Annotated in this window: 20 protein-coding genes and 1 pseudogene; 8 read left to right on the top strand and 13 right to left on the bottom strand. The window is 58.7% G+C overall.

Features of this window, described 5'->3' with window-relative positions:
- Nucleotides 1-64: 64 nt before the first annotated feature.
- A complete protein-coding gene (locus JZX89_RS13600; protein WP_149900720.1) occupies nucleotides 65-643 on the bottom strand; it encodes a TetR/AcrR family transcriptional regulator in 579 nt (192 codons plus the stop codon).
- A 97-nt stretch (nucleotides 644-740) separates the two neighbouring features.
- On the opposite strand from JZX89_RS13600, the gene JZX89_RS13595 reads away from it, so the two are divergent.
- From JZX89_RS13595 to JZX89_RS13585, 3 genes and pseudogenes are all read left to right on the top strand, one after another.
- Complete coding sequence (locus JZX89_RS13595) at nucleotides 741-1,850, top strand: efflux RND transporter periplasmic adaptor subunit (RefSeq protein WP_207134354.1); 1,110 nt, start codon at nucleotides 741-743, stop codon at nucleotides 1,848-1,850.
- On the top strand, nucleotides 1,850-4,963 hold the full coding sequence (locus JZX89_RS13590; RefSeq protein ID WP_207134353.1) for an efflux RND transporter permease subunit: 3,114 nt from the start codon (nucleotides 1,850-1,852) through the stop codon (nucleotides 4,961-4,963). The genes JZX89_RS13595 and JZX89_RS13590 overlap by 1 nt, the downstream gene beginning before the upstream one ends.
- A 112-nt stretch (nucleotides 4,964-5,075) precedes the next feature.
- Nucleotides 5,076-5,911, top strand: a pseudogene (locus tag JZX89_RS13585) (oxidoreductase).
- Between the two features lie 120 nt (nucleotides 5,912-6,031).
- On the opposite strand, the gene JZX89_RS13580 reads toward JZX89_RS13585, so the two are convergent.
- The 5 genes from JZX89_RS13580 to JZX89_RS13560 all read right to left on the bottom strand — a co-directional run bounded on the left by JZX89_RS13580 (nucleotide 6,032) and on the right by JZX89_RS13560 (nucleotide 11,978).
- Nucleotides 6,032-7,642: an ABC transporter ATP-binding protein gene (locus JZX89_RS13580; protein ID WP_207134352.1), complete on the bottom strand. Its 1,611-nt coding sequence runs from the start codon at nucleotides 7,640-7,642 to the stop codon at nucleotides 6,032-6,034.
- A 1-nt stretch (nucleotide 7,643) separates the two neighbouring features.
- Nucleotides 7,644-8,774, bottom strand: coding sequence for an ABC transporter permease (locus JZX89_RS13575; RefSeq protein WP_207134351.1), 1,131 nt, complete (start codon nucleotides 8,772-8,774; stop codon nucleotides 7,644-7,646).
- Nucleotides 8,767-9,690, bottom strand: a complete 924-nt coding sequence (gene oppB, locus JZX89_RS13570) for an oligopeptide ABC transporter permease OppB (protein WP_149900736.1) — start codon at nucleotides 9,688-9,690, stop codon at nucleotides 8,767-8,769. Before oppB ends, JZX89_RS13575 begins: the two co-directional genes overlap by 8 nt.
- Nucleotides 9,691-9,744: 54 nt before the next feature.
- The gene (locus JZX89_RS13565) at nucleotides 9,745-11,340 is read right to left on the bottom strand and encodes a peptide ABC transporter substrate-binding protein (protein WP_207134350.1); all 1,596 of its coding nucleotides are present in this window, start codon (nucleotides 11,338-11,340) and stop codon (nucleotides 9,745-9,747) included.
- 332 nt (nucleotides 11,341-11,672) lie between these two features.
- Nucleotides 11,673-11,978, bottom strand: coding sequence for a hypothetical protein (locus tag JZX89_RS13560; protein ID WP_153515999.1), 306 nt, complete (start codon nucleotides 11,976-11,978; stop codon nucleotides 11,673-11,675).
- A 264-nt stretch (nucleotides 11,979-12,242) separates the two neighbouring features.
- Here JZX89_RS13560 and JZX89_RS13555 point away from each other — a divergent pair, with 264 nt between their 5' ends.
- The 4 genes from JZX89_RS13555 to gst all read left to right on the top strand — a co-directional run bounded on the left by JZX89_RS13555 (nucleotide 12,243) and on the right by gst (nucleotide 15,519).
- Nucleotides 12,243-13,931: a dihydroxyacetone kinase family protein gene (locus JZX89_RS13555; RefSeq protein WP_207134349.1), complete on the top strand. Its 1,689-nt coding sequence runs from the start codon at nucleotides 12,243-12,245 to the stop codon at nucleotides 13,929-13,931.
- A 139-nt stretch (nucleotides 13,932-14,070) separates the two neighbouring features.
- Nucleotides 14,071-14,253, top strand: a complete 183-nt coding sequence (locus tag JZX89_RS13550; protein ID WP_174374461.1) for a hypothetical protein — start codon at nucleotides 14,071-14,073, stop codon at nucleotides 14,251-14,253.
- 34 nt (nucleotides 14,254-14,287) lie between these two features.
- Nucleotides 14,288-14,584: a eukaryotic translation initiation factor eIF-2-beta/eIF-5 family protein gene (locus tag JZX89_RS13545; RefSeq protein ID WP_149900741.1), complete on the top strand. Its 297-nt coding sequence runs from the start codon at nucleotides 14,288-14,290 to the stop codon at nucleotides 14,582-14,584.
- A gap of 236 nt (nucleotides 14,585-14,820) precedes the next feature.
- Entirely contained in the window at nucleotides 14,821-15,519 is a 699-nt protein-coding gene (gst, locus tag JZX89_RS13540; protein ID WP_207134348.1) for a glutathione transferase, Atu5508 family, read from the top strand.
- 104 nt (nucleotides 15,520-15,623) lie between these two features.
- Here the strand turns inward: gst and JZX89_RS13535 are convergent, their stop codons facing one another.
- The 3 genes from JZX89_RS13535 to JZX89_RS13525 form a co-directional block, all read right to left on the bottom strand.
- Entirely contained in the window at nucleotides 15,624-16,142 is a 519-nt protein-coding gene (locus tag JZX89_RS13535; protein WP_207134347.1) for a hypothetical protein, read from the bottom strand.
- A 146-nt stretch (nucleotides 16,143-16,288) separates the two neighbouring features.
- Entirely contained in the window at nucleotides 16,289-17,239 is a 951-nt protein-coding gene (locus JZX89_RS13530) for an MYG1 family protein (protein WP_207134346.1), read from the bottom strand.
- Nucleotides 17,240-17,596: 357 nt separating this feature from the next.
- A complete protein-coding gene (locus JZX89_RS13525; RefSeq protein ID WP_207134345.1) occupies nucleotides 17,597-18,850 on the bottom strand; it encodes an MFS transporter in 1,254 nt (417 codons plus the stop codon).
- A 98-nt stretch (nucleotides 18,851-18,948) separates the two neighbouring features.
- On the opposite strand from JZX89_RS13525, the gene JZX89_RS13520 reads away from it, so the two are divergent.
- Nucleotides 18,949-19,791, top strand: a complete 843-nt coding sequence (locus JZX89_RS13520; RefSeq protein WP_207134344.1) for a LysR family transcriptional regulator — start codon at nucleotides 18,949-18,951, stop codon at nucleotides 19,789-19,791.
- A 62-nt stretch (nucleotides 19,792-19,853) separates the two neighbouring features.
- Here the strand turns inward: JZX89_RS13520 and JZX89_RS13515 are convergent, their stop codons facing one another.
- The 4 genes from JZX89_RS13515 to JZX89_RS13500 are packed head-to-tail and all read right to left on the bottom strand — an operon-like array spanning nucleotide 19,854 to nucleotide 24,097.
- Nucleotides 19,854-21,101: a glucarate dehydratase family protein gene (locus JZX89_RS13515; protein WP_207134343.1), complete on the bottom strand. Its 1,248-nt coding sequence runs from the start codon at nucleotides 21,099-21,101 to the stop codon at nucleotides 19,854-19,856.
- A 1-nt stretch (nucleotide 21,102) separates the two neighbouring features.
- Complete coding sequence (locus tag JZX89_RS13510) at nucleotides 21,103-21,900, bottom strand: sugar phosphate isomerase/epimerase family protein (RefSeq protein ID WP_207134342.1); 798 nt, start codon at nucleotides 21,898-21,900, stop codon at nucleotides 21,103-21,105.
- Nucleotides 21,897-22,931, bottom strand: a complete 1,035-nt coding sequence (locus JZX89_RS13505; protein WP_207134341.1) for a hydroxyacid dehydrogenase — start codon at nucleotides 22,929-22,931, stop codon at nucleotides 21,897-21,899. Before JZX89_RS13505 ends, JZX89_RS13510 begins: the two co-directional genes overlap by 4 nt.
- Nucleotides 22,928-24,097, bottom strand: coding sequence for an SGNH/GDSL hydrolase family protein (locus JZX89_RS13500; protein ID WP_207134340.1), 1,170 nt, complete (start codon nucleotides 24,095-24,097; stop codon nucleotides 22,928-22,930). The genes JZX89_RS13505 and JZX89_RS13500 overlap by 4 nt, the downstream gene beginning before the upstream one ends.
- Between the last annotated feature and the right edge of the window lie 10 nt (nucleotides 24,098-24,107).

The raw sequence follows: 24,107 nt of genomic DNA, 5'->3' as shown, positions 1-24,107 counted from the left end.
GACCTGAATGAAGCTCAGGACCAGTCTCAAAAAACATGCGGTTTATGCGGAGCCTGAAATGCCCTCAGTCACTGCGGGCAATACGTCTGGCTTCGCCAGCGGCTGCGTCCAGGACGCGTTGCGACAGGCTTTCGTCCTCGATGATGCGGGAGAGCGTGACGGCACCCACCATCATGGACAGTATCGCCATGGCCTTTTCGCTGGGGCCAGAATTATCAGCGTCTCCCATGAGCTCATCCAGCACCTCGAAGTGAGCGCGAATGCCATCCTCGAACGGACGCCGAACTTCCACACTCTGTCGGGCCGCGTCCGCCCCCAGTGCAACGAGCGGGCAACCTTCCGCCTTTTCTCCCCTGTGATCTCTGGAAAGATAGAACGCCATAACAGCTTCGAGCGGATCTGAGGTGTCTGCGGCCGCGGCGGACCATCGTCTTGTGGCGCTTTCCAGAGCGCGTCTGGATGCTAGGGCGGCAAGATCGTCCTTCGACGTGAACTGTTTGTAGAAGCCACCCTGGGTAAGGCCGGCCCCTTTCATCAAATCCTTCAGACCAATTCCGTCGAAACCATGTTCTCGAAATAGCCGGCTTGCGACGGTGATCACCCTGTCCCGATTTTCCTCGGCCTGTGCGCGGCTCACTCTCATGTGGACCTCCAATTAGATTTCATTTGACATCTATATATGTTTTAGAGTTTGGTAGCAATCTAAGAATTATGGCACCACTGTGAAAAAGGCCAGTCCCATGAAACGAAAAATTCTCCTCTCAACCGTGGCAGTGGCTGCCATCCTCGGTGTCGTCACGGTGATTTTCCTGATGGTGCCGACGGAAAGGCAGGCGGCGGCTGCAGATCCACGCAGTCTTGCTCCACTCGTCAGTGTGGCCAAGGCCACGACCCCGAACACGATAAACCGCAGCTTTACCGGAGCTGTTGCAGCCCGGGTGCAGAGCGATCTGGGTTTTCGGGTTCCGGGCAAGATCGTCGAGCGGTTCGCCGAACTTGGTGAAGAGGTGAAAGCGGGACAGCCATTGATGCGGATCGACGAGACCGATCTTCGGCTTGCTCTGACCGCCAAACGCAATGCGGTTGCGGCCGCGCAGGCAACGTTCGTACAGGCTCAGGCCGACGAGAAGCGCTTTGCCGTTCTTGTCAAATCTCAGGCTTCGTCCACCCAGCAGTATGAAAGGGCGAAAGCCACTCTGGATACGGCCACGGCGCAACTTGCTGCAGCGAAGGCTGACGCAGCCGTGGCCGAAAACGAGGCGACCTATGCTCTGCTCGTGGCGGGCGGAGATGGTACGATCGTCGAAACACTCGGCGAACCCGGACAGGTGGTTTCGGCAGGCCAGCTGGTCATAAGGCTTGCGAAAGCAGGGCCGCGCGAAGCACTCGTCTGGTTGCCGGAAAATCTCAGGCCCGAAATTGGCGCCATTGCGCAGGCCGCTGTCTATGGCCGCGGTGGGCAGGAGAAAGCGGTGCTCCGCCAGATATCCGATGCTGCCGACCCTCAAACCAGAACCTATGAAACGCGCTGGGTATTGCAGGGGGCGGCGGCATCCGCGCCGCTTGGGGCAACGGTTACGATAAACGTGGAAAATAAGGACGCGCTGGCGCACGCCGAAGTTCCCATCGGTGCGCTTCTGGATGACGGCACGCGCACGGGCGTGTGGGTCGTCGATGAACAATCCTCAAGCGTTCGTTTTCGCGAAGTGAAGGTCGAACGGATCGGCGAGGAAAAGGCAATCGTTTCGAGCCTTCGGGCCGGGGAGGCTGTCGTCGCCCTTGGCGCGCATCTGCTTCAGGATGGCGCAAGCGTGCGCACCGGCGTTGAAAAAGCAGAGGCGGCAAACTGATGAGCTTCAATCTTTCCGCGCTTGCCGTTCGCGAGCGGGCCGTCACCCTGTTCTTCATCGTCCTGCTGGCTGCCGCCGGCGCTTACGCCTTCGTCAAACTGGGACGAGCCGAAGATCCCTCATTCACCATCAAGACACTTACGGTTACCTCGGTTTGGCCGGGGGCGACTGCGCGCGAAATGCAGGATCTGGTCGCCGAACCGCTCGAAAAGCGCCTTCAGGAACTGACCTGGTACGATCGCGTGGAGACGACCACACGGCCGGGCTACGCTTTCCTGACCGTTACGCTCAGAGACGATACGCCGGCGTCCGCCGTCGAAGGCGAATTTTATCAGGCGCGCAAGAAACTTGGCGATGAAGCCCGGAATCTCCCTCCCGGTGTCATAGGCCCTTTCGTCAACGATGAGTATTCCGATGTCAGCTTCGCCCTTTATGCCCTGAAAGCCAAGGGCATGGCGATGCGCGATCTCGTGCGGCAGGCCGAGACGATCCGTCAGGACATGCTTCACGTTCCGGGCGTGAAAAAGATCAACATTCTAGGCGAGCAGCCGGAACAGATTTTCGTGGAATTCTCCTATTCCAAGCTGGCCACGCTGGGGATTTCGGCGCAGGACATCGCTTCCGCCCTGCAACGGCGCAATACCGTCACCCCGGCGGGCTCGATCGATACGCAGGGTCCGCAGGTCTTCATCCGGTTCGATGGCGCCTATGACAGCGTCGAGTCGATTGCTGAAACACCCATCGTCGTGGGCGGACGTGTCCTGAAGCTGTCGGATTTCGCCGAAGTGCGGCGTGGATATCAGGACCCCGCCACCTATCTCATCCGCCACGAGGGCGAACCCGCCATCATGCTTGGCGTAGTCATGCAGCAGGGCTGGAACGGGTTGGAACTCGGCAAGGCGCTGGAAGACCGGTCTTCGACGATTGCGCAAACTCTGCTGCTCGGCATGACACTTGCCAAAGTCAGCGATCAGGCGGTCAACATTCAGGAAGCCGTCGGCGAATTCATGCTGAAATTCGCCATGGCGCTCGGCGTCGTCCTTTTCGTCAGCCTCGTCAGCCTTGGCTGGCGCGTCGGCATTGTCGTCGCACTTGCGGTTCCGTTGACGCTCGGCGTCGTCTTCCTGATCATGCTGGAAACCGGGCGGTTCTTCGACCGCATCACACTCGGCGCGCTCATTCTGGCGCTCGGGCTGCTCGTGGACGACGCCATCATCGCCATCGAGGTGATGGTGGTGAAGATGGAAGAAGGCATGGACCGCATCAAGGCGGCCGCCTATGCTTGGAGCCACACGGCCGCCCCGATGCTTTCCGGCACGCTTGTGACCATCATCGGGTTGATGCCGGTGGGGTTTGCCAAATCCGCCGCCGGTGAATATGCCGGCAACATCTTCTGGATCGTCGGCTTCGCTTTGATCGTCTCTTGGTTCGTTGCGGTGATCTTCACGCCCTATCTCGGCGTCAAGATGCTGCCTGAAATCAAACCGGTGGAAGGCGGTCACCACGCCATCTACAACACCCCGAATTACCGGCGACTTCGCAGCCTCATAGAATTTGCCGTACGCCACAAGTTCCTGACCTGCGGTCTCGTTGCCGTCATCATGGCCGCCTCCGTTGTTGGCATGGGGGCCGTCAAGCAGCAGTTCTTTCCGACGTCGGATCGTCCCGAAGTGTTGGTGGAAGTGCGTATGCCGGAAGGGACCAGCATCGAGACGACGACGGCGACCGTCGCGAAACTCGAGGGTTGGCTGAAAGAGCAACCCGAAACGAAGATCGCGACAAGCTATGTCGGTCAGGGCGCGCCGCGCTTCTTCTTCGCCATGGCGCCTGAATTGCCGGATCCGGCTTTCGCCAAGATCGTCGTGCTGACATCCGACGCCCATACGCGTGAGGCGCTCAAGCATCGTCTTCGGGAAGCGGTTTCCAGCGGACTAGCTCCGGAAGCGAACGTGCGGATTACACAGCTCGTCTTCGGTCCCTATACGCCATTTCCCGTAGAGTTCCGCATCATGGGGCCGGATCCGGACGAACTGTACAAAATCTCCGACCAAGCGCTCGCCATCATGAAGACCGTACCCGACGTTCGCCAGCCCAACCGCGACTGGGGCAACCGCACGCCTGTGCTGCGGTTCATCCCGGATCAGGATCGGCTCAACCTTATCGGCCTCTCTCCCGCCGAGGCTGCGCAGCAGATGCAGTTGCTGCTGAGTGGCGTGCCGATCACGCAGGTTCGCGAAAATATCCGCAACGTTCCCGTGGTGGCGCGCAGCGCCGGTGAAAACCGGCTCGATCCTTCAAGGCTTTCGGATTTCTCACTGATGAGCAGAAACGGTCGCCCGGTTCCGCTCGACCAGATCGGTCATTCCGAAATCCGTTTCGAGGAGCCGATCATGAAACGCCGTGACCGCACGCCGGTCATCACCATCCGCTCTGATATAAACGAGGCAACCCAGCCGCCGGAAGTGTCGCAGCAGGTCTTCAAGGCCCTTCAGCCATTGATCGCCTCGCTTCCCGTCGGCTACCGCATCGAAATGGGCGGCAATATCGAGGAGTCCCTCAAGGCGAATGGGGCGCTGGTGAAGATTTTCCCGGCCATGGTCGCCGCCATGCTCATCGTCATCATCCTTCAGGTCCGCAGCCTGTCGACGATGACGATGGTGATGCTGACGGGACCGCTCGGCCTTGCCGGCGTGGTGCCGATGTTGCTGATTTTCAACCAGCCCTTCGGCTTCAACGCCATCCTCGGCTTGATTGGTCTGGCCGGTATCCTCATGCGTAATACGCTGATCCTGACCGAGCAGATCAAGGAAAATCAGGCCGCTGGTCTGGATGACTACCATGCCGTCATCGAAGCGACCGTGCAGAGAACGCGACCCGTTATCCTGACAGCACTCGCAGCCGTCCTCGCCTTCATCCCGCTGACGCATTCGGTCTTCTGGGGATCGATGGCCTATACGCTGATCGGCGGAACGGCTGTCGGGACCGTAATGATCCTGCTGTTTCTTCCAGCACTTTACGCGGCATGGTTCCGCATCAAGCCGCCCAAGGGTGAGAAACAGCTCCAATCGGAAGAACACGTTCCCAATCCGGTGCTCGCGATGGCGGCAGAGTGATCTCACCCGGCATCTTCAAACCTGATGAATTTCAACTCGCATCTATCGTGCCTGGTGCTGCCGCTTCGGTCTGCCCGGACACGCCAGCAGCCCTTACCGAAACAACCAGAAAATGAAGGAGGCCACGGTGGCCGAACAGAAAGTGATCGTGATAACAGGGGCGTCGTCAGGCATAGGCGAAGCCACCGCTCGTCTTCTGGCGCAGAAAGGCTACCGCGTATTCGGCGGTGCGCGTGACCCCAACCGCGCTAAATCTATCCCCGGCGTAAAATTCGAGGCGGTAGATGTGACCGACGACGCATCGGTTTCAAGTTTTATCGACTGGGTATTGTCCGAGGCGGGCAGGATTGACGTCCTCATCAACAATGCGGGCGTCTCGCTGGTCGGGCCTGTCGAAAATACCACGCCTGCTGAAGCAGGACGGGTTTTCGATGTGAACGTCCTCGGTCCACTTCGCATGATCCGGGGCGCCCTGCCGTCAATGCGGGCAGCACGCAGCGGACTTATCATTAATATAAGCTCTGTTCTGGGCTTTCTGCCGGCGCCATTCATGGGCATTTATGCGAGCAGCAAACACGCTCTCGAGGGTATGTCCGAATCTCTCGATCACGAGATCCGAGATTTTAACGTTCGTGTCATCCTCATGGAGCCGACGTTCACGAATACGAACCTCGATGTGAATGCTGCACACACGGAAGCGCCGCTGGGTGTCTATGCCCAGCAGGCCGAAGCGACCATCCAGACAGTACAGGCACAAATCAAATCGGCTCCCGCGCCGACATTGGTTGCGGCAAAGATACTGGCTGCCATTGAGGGGCCGTACAAAATGCGCCAGCCAGTTGGCCGCCAGGCAACCTTCTCAGCCGGTTGCGCAGCTTCATGCCGGCAAAGGCGGTCGATGGAAGCCTGCGGAAGACTTTCGGTTTTGGAAAAGTGAGGTCTTCATAAATCGGGTCAAGCTCGATTTGGGACTGCGGGGCAACATGCCGCTCGGCCTCGCAGTACTCTTCCAAGGGCATGCCTTATCAGGGGTAAAGTATACAGGCTGTTGCTCAGCTGGCCGATAATCTATGGTGCTGCTTCCGCCGAAAACGCTGATTTGATGAGTGTTTCGGTATATTCAGCCGTCGGCCTGTTGAATATCGCGTCTGTTTCTCCCTCCTCCACAATCTTCCCGTTTCTCATGACGATCACGTAGTCCGAAATGGCCTTGATGACAGAAAGGTCGTGGCTGATGAAGATGTAGGAAAGGCCATGCGTCTTCTGCAGATCACGCAGCAGATCGATAACCTGTCCCTGAACGGACCGGTCCAGCGCAGATGTCGGTTCATCGAGAATGACGACATCGGGCTTGAGGATGATCGCACGGGCAATTGCGATGCGCTGACGTTGCCCGCCTGAAAACTCGTGCGGGTAGCGGTTGCGGGTGGCTGGATCCAGACCGACTTCTTTCAGTGCTTCTATTGCCCGCTTGTCCCGCTCCGCGCGGCTCAGTTGTTGCTCATGCACGAACAGACCTTCAGTGATGATCTCTCCGACCGTCTGTCTTGGCGAAAGCGAACCATAGGGATCCTGGAATACCAGCTGCAAATGCTGCCGCAATGGCCGCATGGCCTTTCGGTCAAGGCCACTGATTTCCGTCTCGCCGAAGAAAATGCGGCCCTTGGAATGGGTAAGCCCCAGAAGCGCGCGACCGAGGGTGGACTTGCCCGATCCGGACTCGCCGACGATGCCGATGGTTTGTCCCTGGCGAAGGCTGAGATTAACGTCATCGACAGCCCGAAACTTGCTCCATTTCGACAGGAAGCCACCCGCAATTTTATAATCGACCGTCACGTTCCTCCCGGAGAGAACGACAGGCGCCTCTTTACCCACTGGCAACTTGTGCCCGCTGGGTTCTGCATCGAGAAGCATCCGGGTGTAGTCAGCCTGCGGGCGATCGAAGATATCTTCCGTCGTGCCGGCCTCGACGATTTCCCCGCGGCGCATAACCGCGACGCGGTCGGCGAAATGGCGGACAACACCGAGATCATGCGTGATGAGGACGACGGCCATGCCGAAGCGTTTTTGCAATGATTTCAGAAGGTCGAGGATCTGTGCCTGGATCGTCACGTCAAGCGCGGTGGTTGGTTCATCCGCAATCAAAATGTCCGGCTCGTTTGCGAGAGCCATGGCAATCATGGCGCGTTGGCGTTGACCACCGGAAAGCTCATGCGGGTAACTGTCTATACGCCGCTCCGGATCGGGAATCCCCACAAGCTTCAGGAGCTCGAGAACGCGTGCGCGGGCCTCCTTTTTGCTACCGCCCCTGTGGTGAATGATCGGCTCGGCGATTTGCGCGCCGATCCTGTAGAGAGGATCGAGCGAGGTCATCGGCTCCTGGAAAATCATGGTGATTTTCGCACCCCGGATATTGTTCAGCTCGCTGACCGGCAGGCCGATCAACTCGCGTCCACGATATTTTGCCGAACCTTCGACAACCCCGTTGGATGCAAGCAGTCCCATGATGCCCATCATGGTCTGGCTTTTTCCGGAACCGGATTCTCCGACGACGGCAAGCGTTTCACCCTGTTTGACATCGAGCTCGATGCCCTTGACGGCATTCACCGTGCCATCGGGCGTTGTGAATTCAACCTTGAGGTCACGGACGGTGAGGATGGTTTCAGATGTCGTATTCATGTCAACGATCCTTGGGATCGAGTGCATCACGCAACCCGTCACCCACAAAATTGAGCGAAAACAGGGTCAGCACGAAGAAGATCGCCGGAAATATCAGCAGCCACGGAGCCGACTGGATATTGTTGGCACCTTCGGAAATCAGCGCCCCCCAGCTCGTCAGCGGCGCCTGCACGCCAAGGCCGAGGAAGGAGAGGAAGCTTTCCAGAAGAATGACCTTGGGCACGACAACCGTGACGAACACGACGACAGGCCCGATCGTATTGGGAATGATGTGACGGCGGATGATCTGCCAGTCGCTCAAAGCCAAAGCCTGTGCGGCACTCACAAATTCCCGCCGTTTCAAGGCAAGCGTCTGGCCACGGACGATACGCGCCATGTCCAGCCATTCGACCGCACCGATGACCAGGAAGATCAGGATGAAGCTGCGGCCGAAGAAGACCACCAGAACGACCACCAGAAAAACGAAGGGCAGCGAATAGAGGATTTCGACGAAACGCATCATCACATTGTCGACGCGCCCGCCGGTATACCCCGCAGTTGCGCCGTAAAAAACGCCGATCCCGAGCGAAACGAGGCTGGCCAGAACGCCGACGGCGATCGAGATTTGCCCGCCCAGCATCACCCGCGCCAGCATGTCGCGACCGTTCGAGTCTGTACCGAAGAGGAAGTATTCGCGGTTGACGTCGCCTTCCAGCTTCAGCGTTCGACCATCGTCTTCCGTTGCAACGACCTTCGTGTTTTCGAATTCGTTGGCGCGGTCGAAATAGCGTGTCGTGCGTGGGTCGATCTGGCTGCTGGAGGTAACCGTTGCGGTGAAGTTTTGCCCTTCGACGGCAAATTCTTTCAGTTCGACGCGCGCGCGGCCTGCCACATCTTCCATGACGCCCTGAAGGTTGTTTACGTCTGGTCGTGGCTCGAGGCTTGGCGGGACGGAGACATAGGACGAAAACACCTGATCATAGGTGTGTGTCAGGAAATGCGGACCAATGAACGAGAAAAGCGTGATCAGCAGCAGCATGACGGACCCCGCCATGGCGGCCTTGTTTCGTCTGAAACGCAGGGCTGCCAGCTGGAACAGGCTTCGGCTTTTCACCGGTGGTTTATCGGCAATGTTCCCGGAAATATCAGTCATGTCTGACCCTCGGATCAAGCAGGCCGTAGAGAATATCGACCACGAGATTGAACAGGATGACAAAAATGGCGACGAGAACGACGGTTCCCATCACCAAGGTATAGTCACGGTTGATCGCGCCAAGAACGAAGTAGCGGCCAACACCCGGAATAGTGAAGATCGTCTCGATGACAGCCGAACCCGTCAACAGCGCTGCGGCGCAAGGAGCCAGATAGGAAACGACCGGAAGCATCGCCGCGCGCATGGCGTGGAACACCACCACGTTGCGCGCCGGAAGACCGTAAGCCTTGGCGGTGCGGATATGGTCCATCCGCAAAGCCTCGATCATTGCACCGCGTGTCAGACGCGCGATAACCGCAAGCTGCGGTAAAGCGAGCGCGATCATCGGAAGGATGAGATATCGCAGTGATCCGTCTCCCCAGCTGCCGGCGGGCAGAAGCCCGAGCAAAACGGCAAAGACGAGCGTGAGAACAGGGGCGACAACGAAGTTCGGCACGGTAACGCCGACCGTTGAAATGGACATGATCGAAAAATCAAAGGCACTATTCTGCCTGAGCGCGGCCAGGGTGCCGGCAAGAACGCCGCCAACCAGCGCCAGCAAAAGAGCATAGCTGCCGAGTTCCAGCGAATAAGGCAGACCCTTGCCGATCAACTGTGCGACGGTATTGTCCTTGTAGACGTAGCTCGGCCCGAAATCGCCGGTGACGGCATTGCCGAGGTAGATGAGATACTGGCGCCATAACGGCTCATCCAGATGATAGGTTCTCATCAGGTTTTCCATCGTCTGCGGCGGCAGGGGACGTTCAAGATTGAACGGACCGCCCGGCGCGAAACGCATCAGGAAAAACGAAATCGTGACGACGATAAACAAAGTCGGCACCGCACTCGCCAAACGGCGCAGGATAAACGAGATCATGGTTTTTCAGGCTCCGGCATGGCACGGTGGGGTGAGCCACCGTGCCGACGCTGCTTATTCGGAAACGCTCAGGAAGCGGCTGAGGTGTGCGTTAGCAGCATTGTCGACCCAACCCTTGACGCGGTTGGAAACCAGCCAAAGATCGGCCTGCGTCAAAAGCGGAACAACCGGCTGTTCCTTCATGAGGATGGTTTCTGCCTCATGCAGCAGCTTGGAGCGAGCTGCGGGATCCTTCTCGTCGTAGGATTTCTGCATCAGCGCGTCATATTCGGCGTTGTTGAACTTGGAATAGTTGAAGGTCTTGTTGGAAGATACCGAAAGCGCCAGGAAGTTTTCGGCGTCGGCATAGTCCGCAACCCAACCGGCACGCGCCACGTTGAATTTGCCGCCTTCCTGAAGGTAGCCATAGTGCGAGGCGACGTCGAGGTTCACCAGCGACACCTTCGCGCCGAAGGTGTTCTTCCACATATCAGCGATAGCCGTCGCGACACGTTCATGGTTCGGGTTGGTGTTGTAACGGATTTCGATGGAAAGCGGCTTGCCGCCTTCACCGTAACCAGCCTCCTTCATGAGCTTGAGGGCTTCGTCTTCACGATCAAGCTGCGACAGCGTGGCAAAATCTGCCTTTGCCGGCTCTTTGTAGGAATCCATGCCCGGAGGAACCATGGAGTAGGCCGGAATCTGAGAACCGCTATAGATTTCCTTGGCGAGGAAATCACGGTCCACTGCCATGGAGAGCGCCTGGCGGACACGGACATCGTTATAAGGCGCTTCGCGGGTGTCGAAGGTGTAGTAATAGGTGGCAAGCGTCGGCGAAACGTGAACCTGTTCGCCGTAGGCCTTGCGCAGACGGTCGATCTGGTCTGCGGAAAAGTTGTAGGCGAGGTCCATTTCCTTTGCTTCGAAACGACGAACGGATGCGGCCTGATCATCGATCGGGTAGAAGATGACCTTGTCGATCTTGGTGTTGGACGCATCCCAGAAACTGGTGTTCTTGACGACGGTCAAACTGTCATTGGGAACATGCGCTTCGAGCTTGTAGGCTCCATTCGAGACCATGACACCGGGCTTTACGAAGTCGGTGCCATTCTTTTCGTAGCTTGCCTTTGAGATCGGCAGAGCCGCCTGGTGAGAAAGGAGTTCAAGGAAGAAAGGTGTTGGGCGCTCAAGTGTGACCTCAAGGGTCTTGTCATCCACCGCCTTGACGCCAAGCTGGTCAACCGGAACCTCGCCCTTGTTGATCTTTTCGGCGTTCTTGATCGGATAGAGAATATTTGCGTATTTTGCGGCGGTCTTTGGGTCTTCGACACGCTGGTAGGAGAAAACAAAATCTCCGGCCGTTACCGGGGTGCCATCCGACCACTTCGCATCCGCACGCAGTTTGAACGTGTAGACAGTGCCATCCTCAGACAGCGTCCAGCTTTCGGCCGTGCCGGGGACGATCTTGCCGGCGGCATCGTAAATGGTGAGACCTTCATAAAGGTCTTTCAGGATAAAGGCTTCGATGTTGATGGAAGTCTGGGCCTGATCGAGCGTCTGTGGTTCGCCGGCATTGCCACGATGCAGAACTGTTTCTGCAAGCGCGGAACTGGCACCAAACAGAAGCGATCCTACCAGCAGAGTGGCGCGTGTTGTTGTTTTTATCGACATTGTTTCTTTCCCCGTGAATATTTTGAGTCCACAAACAAGGCCAAATTGCTCCGGAGTGCAACCACAATAAATTGTGAGTTGATGAGGAAACCACAAGTTTTACTTATGTGCGAGGCACCCCCCCCGCTGGACCCAGCTACTCCGTATAAAATACTTTGTTTTAGGTCTATCGCGCGCCAGGTTGTTCCATATTGAAGGTGCATACTCTCGGCGGCCGAGTGGTTCACGTCCTAACTCGTCAACACGCTATCCCTTTGTCCCGCTCGCCGCGATACTGGAGATGGCTGCCATCGAGCCTGCGTGCGACGATCGAAATATGGCGGTACGCTCCGTTATATCCCCGATCCATCGAGTTCGCGATCGTCCTCACCTTTCCAGGGGGATGGCATTGCGAGACCATCGGCATTGGCCGAGGGGACGGGCATCCAACACTTCAATTCCGGCTCAGCGTATTCGATAATCCGGCCCGGTAACGAGTCTGAAGCGCGCCAGCCTTCTGCACCGAACCGGTCGCTCTTCGCCCAATACGCAAGATCTACCTGGGCTGGTCCCTGTTCTGACGAGCGTATTGTTACGAGGATCCGGTTGCCGTTTTTCGGCGCACTTGCCATTTGGCGCCATTGCTGTGCGTCGTCCATCATCTTCCTCCCTGTCCATTGCTGCAAGTGTCACCTCACCACTTAAAACGGTCAACTCAAACTTTGCGCATGATGCGCTGATTGGTTTGCAAACCAGCAGCCCATTTATGCAGGGTATTTTCTCACAACATTTTATTGGGCAGCGGTTCGCAAGTGACGAACGCCCGAGCTTGAAATCGGCCGGGAGATCGTGCTTGTTCAGGGCCAGCAGGGGCACGGCTCGTCCTCCACCAGCAAACGGCGACCTGAAAAGAGGAATACGGCATGAAGAAGCTCATCAACGACCCATCCACCGTTGTGCGGGACATGCTCGAAGGTGTGGTGACGCTCAGCCCTGCGACAGTCCTGTTTGCAGACGAGAACGTGGTTATCCGCTCTGGCCTTCCGGAAACGGAAAAGCGCAAGGTGGCGGTTCTGTCGGGCGGGGGTAGTGGACATGAGCCGGCTCATGCAGGTTATGTCGGCGAGGGCATGCTGACTGTCGCCGTGGCAGGCGACGTCTTCACATCGCCAAGCACCGATGCGGTTCTTGCCGGTATCAGGGCTGGGGCTGGACCCGCTGGCGCTCTGGTCATTGTCAAGAACTACACGGGTGACCGGCTGAATTTCGGACTGGCGGCCGAATTGGCAAGGGCTGAAGGAATTCCGGTCGAGATTGTGGTCGTTGCCGATGATGTCGCGTTAAAGGACACGGTTCCCGCTGACCGTCGCCGCGGTATTGCGGGCACGGTGTTTGTTCACAAGCTCGCCGGCGCGGCCGCGGAGCGGGGACTTTCGCTGCAAGAGGTGGCCCGGATTGCACGCGACGCTGCCGAAAGAACATCCTCCATGGGGGTATCGCTGGGTTCCTGCACTCTGCCCGCCGTGGGCAGGCCGGGCTTTGTGCTTGGCGAAGCTGAAATCGAAGTCGGGCTCGGAATTCATGGCGAGCAGGGCGTCCGGCGGATGCCTATTGCATCGGCGGACGAGCTTGTGAAACTGGTCCTCGAAACGATCGAAGCCGACAGCAGGCTAAAGAGCGGGGACCGGGTTGCGTTGCTGGTCAACGGGCTGGGATCGACGCCGCCAATGGAACTCGCGATCGTCGCGCGATCTGCGGTCACGCAACTGGAAGAAAAGGGCGTCGTGGTTGACCGGGCGTGGGCCGGCACCTTTCTTTCCGCTCTGGACATGCCGGGTTTTTCGTTGTCGCTCATGCATGTCGACGAGGCAGCGCTCAGCCTCATCGATGCGCCAACCGATGCCAGCGCATGGCCACGCGGCGGTGTGGTGAACCGCGAGCGGATCCTGCCCTCGGCAAGTGCCGAGAAGAGCCTGCCTGTCGGAAACAGGATGACCGCAGCCGGCGGTCGACTGCGCTCCACCGCAGATCGGATTGCCAATGCCTTGATTGCAGCAGAGCCCAAATTAACGCAGCTGGACAGTGTTGCGGGTGACGGTGACCTTGGCGCAAGCATGGTTCGTGGTGCCGAGGCGATACTTGCACTGCCAAAGGAAAACTTCGGAGACGTCGCCGATGGGCTGATGGCGATGGCAAACGCGATGCGCAAGGCGATTGGCGGAAGTTCCGGACCCTTTTACGCTACGGCGCTGATGCGCGCCTCGCGCCATCTTGCCGGGATTGAAAGCCCGACGGCTCAGCAGATGGCGGAAGCATTTGTAGCGGCGGTTATCGCGATCTCGGAACTTGGCGGTGCGAAGCCAGGGGACCGCACGATGATAGATGCGCTTCATCCGGCGGCAGAAACGTTTCGGGACAAACTCGCAGCGGGTGCTCCGACCGAAGAGGCCTGGCGGTCCGCCGTGGCGGCGGGCGTTGCGGGTGCGGAGGCGACGACCTCCATGAGGCCGCGCCTCGGGCGCGCGAGCTATCTCGGCGAACGGGCTGTCGGGCACCCCGACGCGGGTGCGGTCGCCGTCAGCATCTGGCTTGAAGCAATCGGGAACAATTAGCTGGTGGGGGCGGGTCGCCTGCAACAAACACGTGCCGTCTGCGCGTTACCCTCACCCTGCGCGCTGATGGGATTTTAATTTGAGCAATGGAGGCTGATGATGGACATTGTTTCACCTCCACTCGTAGCTGGGAGCAGTCATGATTGCAGCTTATATCGACGAATTCATCATGTTCTGCGCCGGTCTGTGGATGACCGCAGTGGGTTTTGGTTATTTGCCCCTATCGAAAAACCCCAGGCAGCAGTTACCGGTGGTTCGTCATTTCAAGTGGATGGGACCGATGCTGATCGGTATCGCGATCATTTTGACCGCTGCGTCATAGGGGCATCGGCAGCTGTACTCGGGATATATTTAGCATGAACACGATGCTGGCCTGCACCTCGTGCGGATTGGACGAGACTGAACCTGTCATCCATTTCGGTTCGTATATTCTGCGATGCGCCGCTTGCGGCCAGCACGTCGTTGCAACATCGTTCATGGCAATGTTGAATTCGGATGATGAGTGTTCAGCCTTTATCGATCCGGGCCATGGAAAAAAACCTTTGCCGGAGACACTCGTCGCGCGCGGACCGCTCCGGTTGATTGCAAAAGCAATTAGTGCCGCGGCGACTGACGGAACTCTGATACGCCTGATCTTCGACCCAACGGATTGAAGCCGTGGCTGACATCTGTGGAGCAAGTAGCAAATGCAATGAACCGAAAGTGCTGCGGTGCTTACAGCTTGAGCCCAAGCGCGCCCGGTCGTCATCACCCGTAATGCGTCAAAATTTGAACGACCAGCTGCTTGCAGCAGGTCGTCGAATTCCCGTGTTTGCTTTCAGCGCAATGCGGGGGGGAACTGGCAATCGCCAGCCCCGTTAGTGGTTTACGTAACATATAGGAGGACGACATGAGCGACTTCGACCTTTATTACTGGCCAGTTCCGTTTAGAGGTCAGTTCATCAGGGGAATTCTGGCCCATGGCGGATGCTCCTGGGATGAACATGGTGTCGATGCGATAGACGATATGATGCATCGTGAGGTGGGGAGACAGCCGATAGCTTTCATGGGGCCGCCGGTTTTGATTGATCGCGAGCGCCATTTCGCAATCTCTCAGATGCCGGCAATCGCCCTCTATCTGGGTGAGCGGCTGAATATTTTGCCGGCCGCTGCCGAGGGCCGCGCGCTTAGTGCCAAAGTCGTAAACGACGCCAACGACGTCCTTGATGAGCTGACGCTCAGTGGGGGGCGCGAGATGTGGACGCCAGAAAAATGGGCGGAGTTCGGCCCTCGTTTGAAGAAGTGGATCCGTATTTTCGAGGATACCGGAGCAAGAAACGGCCTGACTGCTGATTCCGGATTTATGCTCGGACCGGAAAAACCCGGCGTCGCAGATATAGTCACCGCCCTCCTTTGGACGACGGTGGCTGAACGCTTTCCGGTCATTAAAGGCATCATCGAAGACACCTCGCCAGTCATCTGGGGGCTTTCCAAGCGGGTGGGGAATACGGCTCCGCTGGCGCTCTTGAACCGCCGGAGTTTTGAAAACTATGGTGACGCTTATTGCGGAGGAGAGATCGAAAAATCGCTCCGAAAAGTTGCCGGCTAACGGTGAATGTATCGGACAATCCGCTGCGTGGCTCCAAGCCTTGAAGCCTAACTAGGCAACTGGTCGCAAAGTCTTGTGTGGCGGTCCTTCCACGGAAGCGTTATTCAGTCCGCTGCGAATTCGCAAGCCAACAGGGTCTTACCGCCTAGAGCGTCACCTTCCCGGGCCACAATGGAAACTTTCCCCGGGCCAGCCAGACCTTCCGGGGGCTGCAGGTCCTGCGAAAGTTCCCGGGCGTAGCCTTTGCTGGATGTGCCCATCAGGTCGGAGGTTTCTGGCTTCAGATTATATTTCGCCGCCAGATCGTCGGCGCGCTGGCCCTTGATCAAGACGCCGACTGCGCCATTGGCGAAGAACACTTCCTCACTTTCAAATCCATCGCGGCCAATCTGAAATGGAAGCGTGTAGATTGCGGCGCCCAGTGACGATGTATCGGGTTTTGCAAGCTTTTCCGCTGCATCGTAAATCTCGGTCGCGGATGTCATCGAGTAAGGAGGATTGCACAACGCCGCGTCATAAAATGTGGGATCCGCTTCCGCCGCCGCAGCGCTCCCGACTTGAAGCATAGCGAAGGCGGCGCACATTACGGCCGCGCCGTGACGAAGGTGTGTGAAAGCAAGCATAGGCGATCCTTAGAGTTTGCCTGTCGTTTATTGGCCGAGATGCGTCAGGTATCACCTTTGCTTGGAGCACCAAAGTTTCCACTTGTCGATATCCGAGGAGCCTTTTCCCAAACCATCAGAACATGACGATGCTCATCCTCTTAATGTCACAGCTTTGTCGCTGTCGCTTCATTGCCGAGGGAGAGTGCTTCTTTCACCGCCAACTCCGCCATGGCCAGCGCGGCATCGCGGGTTTTGGCCGCCGCGACAAACCGGCCGTTGTGGCAGAAGCTCGCGCCTTCGACGCCACAAACCGCTTCGAGATTTTTGTCCGTCAGGCCGGCCCAGGCCACCGGCAAATCTGCCCGCAGCTCGAAGCCCTCATCCGCGCGGCGGATACCGGTCAGGCACCAGTCGTTGTTGCGGGGATGAACGACAAAAAGTAGGTGGTCGGCACCCGACTTCACGATGGCGGACCGAAACGGCATTCCCACCGGTAGTTCCAGAATATGCCCTTCACCGGCATCCACGATAGCCTGTTTCACAAGCGCCTCAGCCCGCAATTTTGCAGCGCTGTTGGCTATTCTCGCCTCGATGAAGCTGCGGGCAATGGCCAGCGCGGCATGGAAACTGCGATTGTCCGCGTCGGGATCTGTCTCGTCAAAAACGGGCTTCAGGGTTTCCAGTAAAACAGGCAGCGTTAGCCCGGCAAGTGGCCCAGCGATGGACGGGCTGAGCGTGCCATTGTCGACCAGGTCGACCGGCAGCACAAAGTTGGTATCGAACGATGCATGGACGGTTTCGACATGTTCTTGTGGAACGCCAGAGGCGGCAAGATAGTCCCGGCCGAAGTGCTTCCAGATCAGGCCGAACGAACTATAGGGCTGACCGTCATCCCGCAACGGTGCGCCGCGCTGGTGGTGGTCGAAGATCCTGCCCGCTGGGTCATAAGCACCACCGACGTCGTAGATGATGCGGTCCGCGCCGGGTGTGATCCATTCGGCTGCCCTGCTGCGAACGAGGCGGGCCTGCGGGAAAAGCCGGGTCAACACGACGCTGGACAGAAGTTCGTCAGCATGGAAGCCACCGGAATGGGTGACGAGGAAGTCCGGGATCATGTCAGGATACGCCTTGTTGCTTGCGGAAGGCCCGCTTTGGGGCTGGGCATCTGATACCCTGTGCCGGACGCCATCTCAACCCGCCATTCGCGATGGAGACCAAAAGCAATGATATGCTGTACGTTCCCGGATATTTGGTTTTCGTTTTGACCCATATGACAATGCCGTAGCGGTGGGTGAAGCTTGCCGCACAGCCGCTCCCAGCCCACGCGCTGCGCCAGCGCCCAGTGGAGAGCCGACATCTAGACCTGTGGCTTGTTTGATGCGGGCTGCGTAGATTTCCATCGCCGCGGCAAGCCTCTTCCACCTGTTGCGGCGTCTCAGAGAGGTTTTGATCGGCGTCTTTATTCAGTCTCTTCACGACGAGCCGGTTTGGGCTATCGAGGGGCGCGGCGAGATTGCCAGGGGCAGGGCCGTCACAACCACCGGCAAGATGAGTACCGCCCATGCCGCCCCATAGCCAAAACCATCAACCAGCAGCCCGAAGAGATAGGGACCAATTGCCATCACACCCAAACAGATCGTGGACGCGAAGGCGATTGTCGATGCTATCGAACCTTTCGGTGCGCTCTCGGCAATCTGCAGAAGGTAAAGCGGAAACCAGCCGATCCCGAATATACCCAATATGACGAGCACCAGGAGGATCACCGGCGGCGGAGTGCCGATGGGAAGAAGCGCAAGGATTGTGGCCGCGCCGGCGGCAATGACGGATACCAGGCCAAAGGATTGGCCGCGAAGACCGGGCCGGAAACGATCGTTGAGCCATGGCAGCAGAATACGGCCGGGAATGCCAGCAAGCTGTGTGGCGGCAAACATCGAAGAAGCGACAAAGAGGCCTAGCCCCAATCCATCCGCCATGAAGCCGATGATGTGTGCGGTCAGGGTGAATTGAAATGCAGACATGGCGATACCGAGCCGCAATACGGGCCAGAAGCTGCGATCCTGTCCGACGATGCGGACGAGTTTTGCCAAAGGCAGTGGACGCTCGGTTTTGGCGGCCAAATCGCCTCCCTCACGATACAGCCCCCAGAAGAGCGCCGCGCCGGCGATGGAAATACCGCCGCAAAGCCATGCCGCGGCATGCCACCCGTAACGGACCGCCATGAATGGCAGGAGAGCGGCTGCAATCATTGTCCCGAAGGGAACCGCTGCTTGCCTAAACCCTGTGGCAATGCCGCGTTTGGCAGGCGGGAACCAGCGCATGATCGCCCGCGTGCCGCCCGGTTGGACGGCCGCATAGGTGCCGCCCAGAAAAGCGATGCAAACAAGCAGCGCGGGCAGGCTGTTTGCGAATGCCGCCGCACAGGCCATGGCGATCGCCATGCCGAGCATGGCAATGCCGACGATGTGACGTTCACCGTGAATATCAATGGCGCGGCCGAGCATGAACATTGTCGCGATCTGGACACCGTTCATGACGGTCACGGCAAGCGACGCAGATGCGAGGGAGACCCCGAATGCTTCCCGCCAGAAGGGCACGAGAATGTAAATTCCCTGCGATACGAATGAGCCCGCGGTTTGCGTTCCGACCGCCACGGCAAGGACTGCCCAGATGCTGGGATCGGTCTCGGACGCGGGTGGGGGCGAGGACAAAGAAATCTGTGACGACACGAAAGGCTCCTATCAGGGTTTTCGTGCAGTAACCTTTCTGTTCAGCCGACAGAATTAGGAGCTTGCAAGTTTCAGCGATAACAGTTTGTTATGCAAGCATGCGTTCATTGGATCCTGAAGCCGTCGAGACTTTTCTTCTTGTTGCCGAATTGCAGTCCTTCACGCGGGTTGCAGGCGTTATGAATACGACGCAGGCGGCCATATCCCTGCGCTTGCGCCGGCTCGAAGACCTGCTGGGGCATCGCCTCGTCGAGCGGACGCCACGCCGGGTGCGGTTGACGGCTGCAGGCGAACGCTTTCTGGAGCCGGCGCGGGCCTATGTCGCTGCCGGTCGTCGTGCGCTTGATGTCTTTGGGCAGGAGCCAACGCGTCTGGCGATCGGCGTCACCCATCATCTGATCGGAGCCGACCTGCCTCGGATACTTCGGGTGGTCAGCGAGCGCGAGACGAGCGTGACGCTTCATCTTCGCACGGCCGGCACACGGACCCTGCTTGACCTCTATGATGCCGGAGAACTCGACGCGATCGTTGTGCTGCGGCACGATGATATCCGCCGGGATGGCGAGCCTCTGTTTCAGGAGAGCTTTGGCTGGTATTGCAGCGCGGATTTCGATCTGCCTTCAAACGCCCCGCTGCCGCTGGTACTTCAACCCGAACCCTGCAATTTGCGCGCCATGGCCCTTCGGGCGCTGGAGGCGGCGGATATCCCCTGGCGCGAAGTGTTTGTCGGCACCGGTGCCACGGCGGTCGGAGCCGCGGCCGAAGCCGGGATTGGCGTAGCACTTCTGGCGCAAAGTGCAGCCCCCGCCGGTGTGCGGCAGGTCAAGGCCCGCGCGCTGCCGGAGCTTCCGAAACTGGATGTCGTGATGATTTCGACGGTTACCGGCGACAGTGCAAATGCCGTGCTTCGACGCATCACCGGGGCATTTCGATCATCCTGATCTGGCGTGCGGTTGGCCGGAAGCGCGAAGAAATCGCCCAGTCGAGTTCTGGCCATGCAAGATTACCAACGCGGCACACGCCTTTCATAGGCGGGGTCGAAGAGCTTCATGTAGGCTGTGTCGTCGCGCTCCTTCATCGCGGTCTGCTCATAGAGAGCCGCAAGTTCGGCGAGCTTCTGCCGATTAAGACTGACGCCAAGTCCGGGCGCTGTCGGCACATCCAGACGACCGTTTCGGAATGTGAAAGGGGTGCCCTCGATCACATCGACGCCTGTCCATGGGTAATGTGTGTCACAATCGAAACTAAGGTTCGGCGTTGCGGCGGCCACATGCACCATCGCCGCAAGGGTGATGCCGAGGTGGGAATTGGAATGCATGGAAACACCAAGCCCCAATGTCTCGCAGGTCTTTGCGAGATGGGTCGAAGCGCGCAATCCGCCCCAGTAATGGTGATCTGACAGCACGATCTGCACCGCGTTCTTGCGGAAGGCGGTGGCGATTTGGTCGAATTCCAGAACGATCATGTTGGTGGCGAGCGGGATTGAGGTTGCGGCCGCCACCTGCGCCATCTGGTCCATGCCGATGACCGGATCCTCAAGATATTCCAGAATATTTTCAAGCTTGCGGGCAATGTAGATGGCCGTTTCCACCGTCCAGCCGCCATTGGGATCGATCCTCAGGGGATGATGCGGAAAGGCTTGCCGCAGCTTCAGCATCGTCTCGATCTCGAGATCGGGATGCAGCACGCCGCCCTTCAGTTTCAACGATTGAAAGCCGTATGTGTCGACCATCCTGCGGGCTTCGCCTACCATCTGGTCAGGGGTCAGAACCTCCCCCCATTCATCCGCCGCTTCGCCGATATGGCCTGCGAATTTGAAAAAGAGATAGGCGCTGAAAGGTACGCTTGTGCGAACCGCGCCGCCGAGCAGGTCTGAAACCGGCCGCCCGAGCAGCTTGCCCTGAATGTCGAAGCAGGGGACTTCGAAGGCCGAGGCAACCACATCCGTCAGCTTGTGATCGGCGACAGCCGATTTGGCATTGATGCCGCCACCGCCCGGCAAGGCTGCGATGACACGCGATTTCAGTTCGTGAAGATGAAACGGGTCCAAGCCGATGAGGGCTGGCGCGGCGCGGCGCAACCCATCCAGCGCCTTGATGCTGCCGTAACTTTCCCCAAGCCCGGTCGTGCCGTCGTCGCATATGACTTCGATGATTGTGCGCAGCGCGTGGGGCTGGTGGACGCCTTTGCAGTTCAGCAACGGCCGGTCGGGAATGGCGACCGGAGTGAGGTGGATTTCGGCTATGCGCATGTCAAGAAACTCCTTGTCGCCACCAGTGGCGCGCAGCCTTCAGCGCGTCTTCCAATGGTGGCAGTTGAGGGTGCCAGTGGCGTTCCCATTCGAGACTGAGGGGTATTTTCCGTTCGTCCGGCTGGAGCAACGAAAGCAGTTCCGCGATGGGAAAGTCGCCCTGGCCGGGCAAGACGTAGTGCCGTTTTCCCTCTATATCCGCCGTGCTGTCCTTGACGTGCAGGTGGACGGCGTTTTTCGCGATATGGTGCCAAAGGGTTTTGAGATCGGTGCCCCTGGCCCATGTATGATGGGTATCCCACAATATCCGGGCCGTCGGCACGTATTCCAGAAAGGCGAGCAGCTGATCGAAATCGGCCAACGCATCGTGGGTTTCGATCATCAGCTCGACATTCAGCCCGCGTGATTGCCGCAGACCTTGCCACTCGTCCAGCAGCGCCGCTGCGCGATCCAGCTCCTCCGCCCCAATTTTTTTGCCACCGTCGAATATCCGCAGATAGGCGATGTTGGCAGCTTCCGCCCAGTCAATGAAGGGGTCGAGCTCGGAGAGACTACTGCTGCCGAACAGCCGCATGGATGTGTTGAGAGCGGCAATTCTGAGGTTGCGTTCGGACAGGAAGGCGGCAAATCGGGCAGGTGTGCCAAACTCGGCAACGAGCGCGGCGATCAGGTCGATCGTGCCCGATAGTGCGCGCAATTCCACGCTTGTTATACCATGGCGCTCTGCCAGATCGGCGGTCTGATGCAGGCTGAGTTCGGAGCAGCCGAGGGTCGAAAAGCAATAGTCGGAACCGCTCATGCCATCCGCTCCATATCCTGCTTGTGGACCGGATGGAGGGGCGCAAGCCCCGCGACGAAGCGTTCAATCTCGGTAATGGCCAGATCGGAAAGAGCGCGTAATTCGTTGCCCAGCGCCCCGGCTATATGAGGGGTGAGCACGACATTGGGCAGGTCATAAAACGGGCTTTCCGTTGGTAAGGGCTCGGGTTCGGGCGTGTCGATCAGGATGCGCAGCCGCCCGGAAAGGGCCTCGGCCAGCAATGCATCGTGATCGACGAGCCAACCCCGCGCGGTGTTGATGAAGATGGCATGATCGGCCATCAGCGCCAGTTCGCGGGCGCCGATCATATGGTGCGTTTCCGGAAGGATCGGCGCGTGCAGCGAGACCACATCGGACCATGCGAGAAGCTCGTCCAACTCCGTTTTCCTCGCGCCGAGGGAAGCTGCTTCTTCTGCTGAGATAAAGGGATCGTAAACGGCAATCTCGAATGTGCCGCGCGCCAGCATCTCCATCACCAGACGCCCGATGCGTGAGGCACCGACAATGCCGACCTTGCGGGCATGGTTACCGAGATGGGCCAGGCTTTTGCCACGCCTGCTGCCAAAAACGCCGGTGCCGCGCTCTACCCTGTGTTCATCCCGCAGTCGAAAGACATCCTTGCCGCACATGATGATCGCCGCATAGGTGAATTCGGCAACCGGCACGGCCATGGCGGATGCGGCTGTCGTGACGAGAATATCGGACGTCTCCCAGAATTCTGCGGGCGCAACCATCCGCACCGATGATGCCGCATAGGCCAGCATTTTTAGCCGTGGCGCGCGTGAAAGGCGTTCGCGGGTGAGGGATGGCGTACCCCAGGCAGCGAGCAGAATATCCGCTTCGGCGAGAGCTTCGGCACCTTTAGCCGTGTCGAAATCCGTATGGGGAAAACCCGGAATGATATCCGTTATGGCATTCAGCCGCGCCCATTCGCGCGAACCGAAGAAACCTTCGGGAAGCTCGCTGCGCATGGCGATCAGCAGGCGTGGTTTGGTCTGAGAATGTTTCATGCGCGCACCGGATTTGAAATGGGGCGGATGTCGATCTTGGAAACATCGATCTCGATCGGCTGCGAACCTGGCTGCAGGATCACATCGAGAAAAAGCTCAGGCCGTGTTTTGCCCGGCCGCAGTTTCAGGGGAGGGGTCCTTAACGCGCCTTGCCACTGTGCGGACGGAAAGGAAAAGAGCCTGCCGTCATTGGCACGGAACGGTGCGAGCGCTGTTACTGACTGTCCTTCGTCTGCGACATCTTTCAGTCGCAGCGATATGGCCAGAACGCCATCATTGGCCGGCACCTCCACGTCGCAGATCGCTTCCACCCACACGCCAGTGCCGGGGTGGACAAGCTGCCCGCCAAGACGATGGTTCTGCTCACCCGTTTCGGTGACGGTCCGGGCCGAAAGATCCGATGCGAGATTGCCGGCGGGATTGTTTACCGGATCGAAGCGGTCATCCTTTGACAGCAGCCGGGCAGTCGCGCGGGGCACGATCGTTTCGAGATAATCCGCCAGCAATTGCCCGACGGCAAAGGCGCCGGGTATGGAAAAATGAGTTCCGTCATCGGAATAGCCGGGATATGGCTCGCCGAATTCGCTGTCAGGGTCGACCCACGCGGCGTTCCAGTCGAAGACATGGCAATTGGCGTTGTTTGCCGCAAATTCGATGCTTCGCCGGTTGATCCAGTGCGCCTTTGCCCGCTCCGTACCGCCCGCGGGCCATTTCCCGACGCTTCGCGCCAGAATGGGAAGCAGGATCACGGTCTTGCCGGCGGCGAGCAGGACTGAGGCGATCCTTGCCCGCGTGTCGGCAATCGTCTGGCGCGTTTCCACCATCATGTCATTGGTACCGGCATCGACGATGATCAGATCGAAATCCGATTGCAGCAGTCGCGGCAGCCGCCGTTCGATCTCGACCGCCTTCTGGCCGGAAACCCCGAAATTGAGGCCGGAAAAGAACCGGCTGACACCGGGCCTATTACTCGGCTCCCAGCCGGGCGGCACGGATGGATCGTGGTGAACCGGGCAACAAAGCCTGCCATGCGACAGCACCTCGGCCCAGCTCATCCAGCCGCGTGCCGATGTGGCAAGCGAGCTGGCGTCGCCAATATGGTTCTGCTGGACGAGCGAGGTGCCGAGAATGGCAACCCGGCTCGCCCTTGGTAACGATACGGACATGGTTTTTACC

The sequence above is a fragment of the Agrobacterium burrii genome, from assembly GCF_017313405.1.
Taxonomy (GTDB): domain Bacteria; phylum Pseudomonadota; class Alphaproteobacteria; order Rhizobiales; family Rhizobiaceae; genus Agrobacterium; species Agrobacterium burrii.
Note: the sequence above shows the minus strand (reverse complement) of the source record. Positions and strands in the feature narration are given on the sequence as shown.

What these genes read in the sequence shown, in the direction of transcription:
- JZX89_RS13590 (WP_207134353.1), top strand. Translation starts at nt 1,850, where the DNA reads ATGAGCTTCAATCTTTCCGCGCTTGCCGTTCGCGAGCGGGCCGTCACC.
- JZX89_RS13530 (WP_207134346.1), bottom strand. Translation starts at nt 17,239, where the DNA reads ATGATCCCGGACTTCCTCGTCACCCATTCCGGTGGCTTCCATGCTGAC.
- JZX89_RS13545 (WP_149900741.1), top strand. Translation starts at nt 14,288, where the DNA reads ATGAACACGATGCTGGCCTGCACCTCGTGCGGATTGGACGAGACTGAA.
- JZX89_RS13560 (WP_153515999.1), bottom strand. Translation starts at nt 11,978, where the DNA reads ATGGACGACGCACAGCAATGGCGCCAAATGGCAAGTGCGCCGAAAAAC.
- JZX89_RS13505 (WP_207134341.1), bottom strand. Translation starts at nt 22,931, where the DNA reads ATGAAACATTCTCAGACCAAACCACGCCTGCTGATCGCCATGCGCAGC.
- gst (WP_207134348.1), top strand. Translation starts at nt 14,821, where the DNA reads ATGAGCGACTTCGACCTTTATTACTGGCCAGTTCCGTTTAGAGGTCAG.
- oppB (WP_149900736.1), bottom strand. Translation starts at nt 9,690, where the DNA reads ATGATCTCGTTTATCCTGCGCCGTTTGGCGAGTGCGGTGCCGACTTTG.
- JZX89_RS13520 (WP_207134344.1), top strand. Translation starts at nt 18,949, where the DNA reads ATGCGTTCATTGGATCCTGAAGCCGTCGAGACTTTTCTTCTTGTTGCC.
- JZX89_RS13535 (WP_207134347.1), bottom strand. Translation starts at nt 16,142, where the DNA reads ATGCTTGCTTTCACACACCTTCGTCACGGCGCGGCCGTAATGTGCGCC.
- JZX89_RS13580 (WP_207134352.1), bottom strand. Translation starts at nt 7,642, where the DNA reads ATGAATACGACATCTGAAACCATCCTCACCGTCCGTGACCTCAAGGTT.
- JZX89_RS13510 (WP_207134342.1), bottom strand. Translation starts at nt 21,900, where the DNA reads ATGAGCGGTTCCGACTATTGCTTTTCGACCCTCGGCTGCTCCGAACTC.
- JZX89_RS13575 (WP_207134351.1), bottom strand. Translation starts at nt 8,774, where the DNA reads ATGACTGATATTTCCGGGAACATTGCCGATAAACCACCGGTGAAAAGC.
- JZX89_RS13500 (WP_207134340.1), bottom strand. Translation starts at nt 24,097, where the DNA reads ATGTCCGTATCGTTACCAAGGGCGAGCCGGGTTGCCATTCTCGGCACC.
- JZX89_RS13595 (WP_207134354.1), top strand. Translation starts at nt 741, where the DNA reads ATGAAACGAAAAATTCTCCTCTCAACCGTGGCAGTGGCTGCCATCCTC.
- JZX89_RS13600 (WP_149900720.1), bottom strand. Translation starts at nt 643, where the DNA reads ATGAGAGTGAGCCGCGCACAGGCCGAGGAAAATCGGGACAGGGTGATC.
- JZX89_RS13565 (WP_207134350.1), bottom strand. Translation starts at nt 11,340, where the DNA reads ATGTCGATAAAAACAACAACACGCGCCACTCTGCTGGTAGGATCGCTT.
- JZX89_RS13515 (WP_207134343.1), bottom strand. Translation starts at nt 21,101, where the DNA reads ATGCGCATAGCCGAAATCCACCTCACTCCGGTCGCCATTCCCGACCGG.
- JZX89_RS13550 (WP_174374461.1), top strand. Translation starts at nt 14,071, where the DNA reads ATGATTGCAGCTTATATCGACGAATTCATCATGTTCTGCGCCGGTCTG.
- JZX89_RS13555 (WP_207134349.1), top strand. Translation starts at nt 12,243, where the DNA reads ATGAAGAAGCTCATCAACGACCCATCCACCGTTGTGCGGGACATGCTC.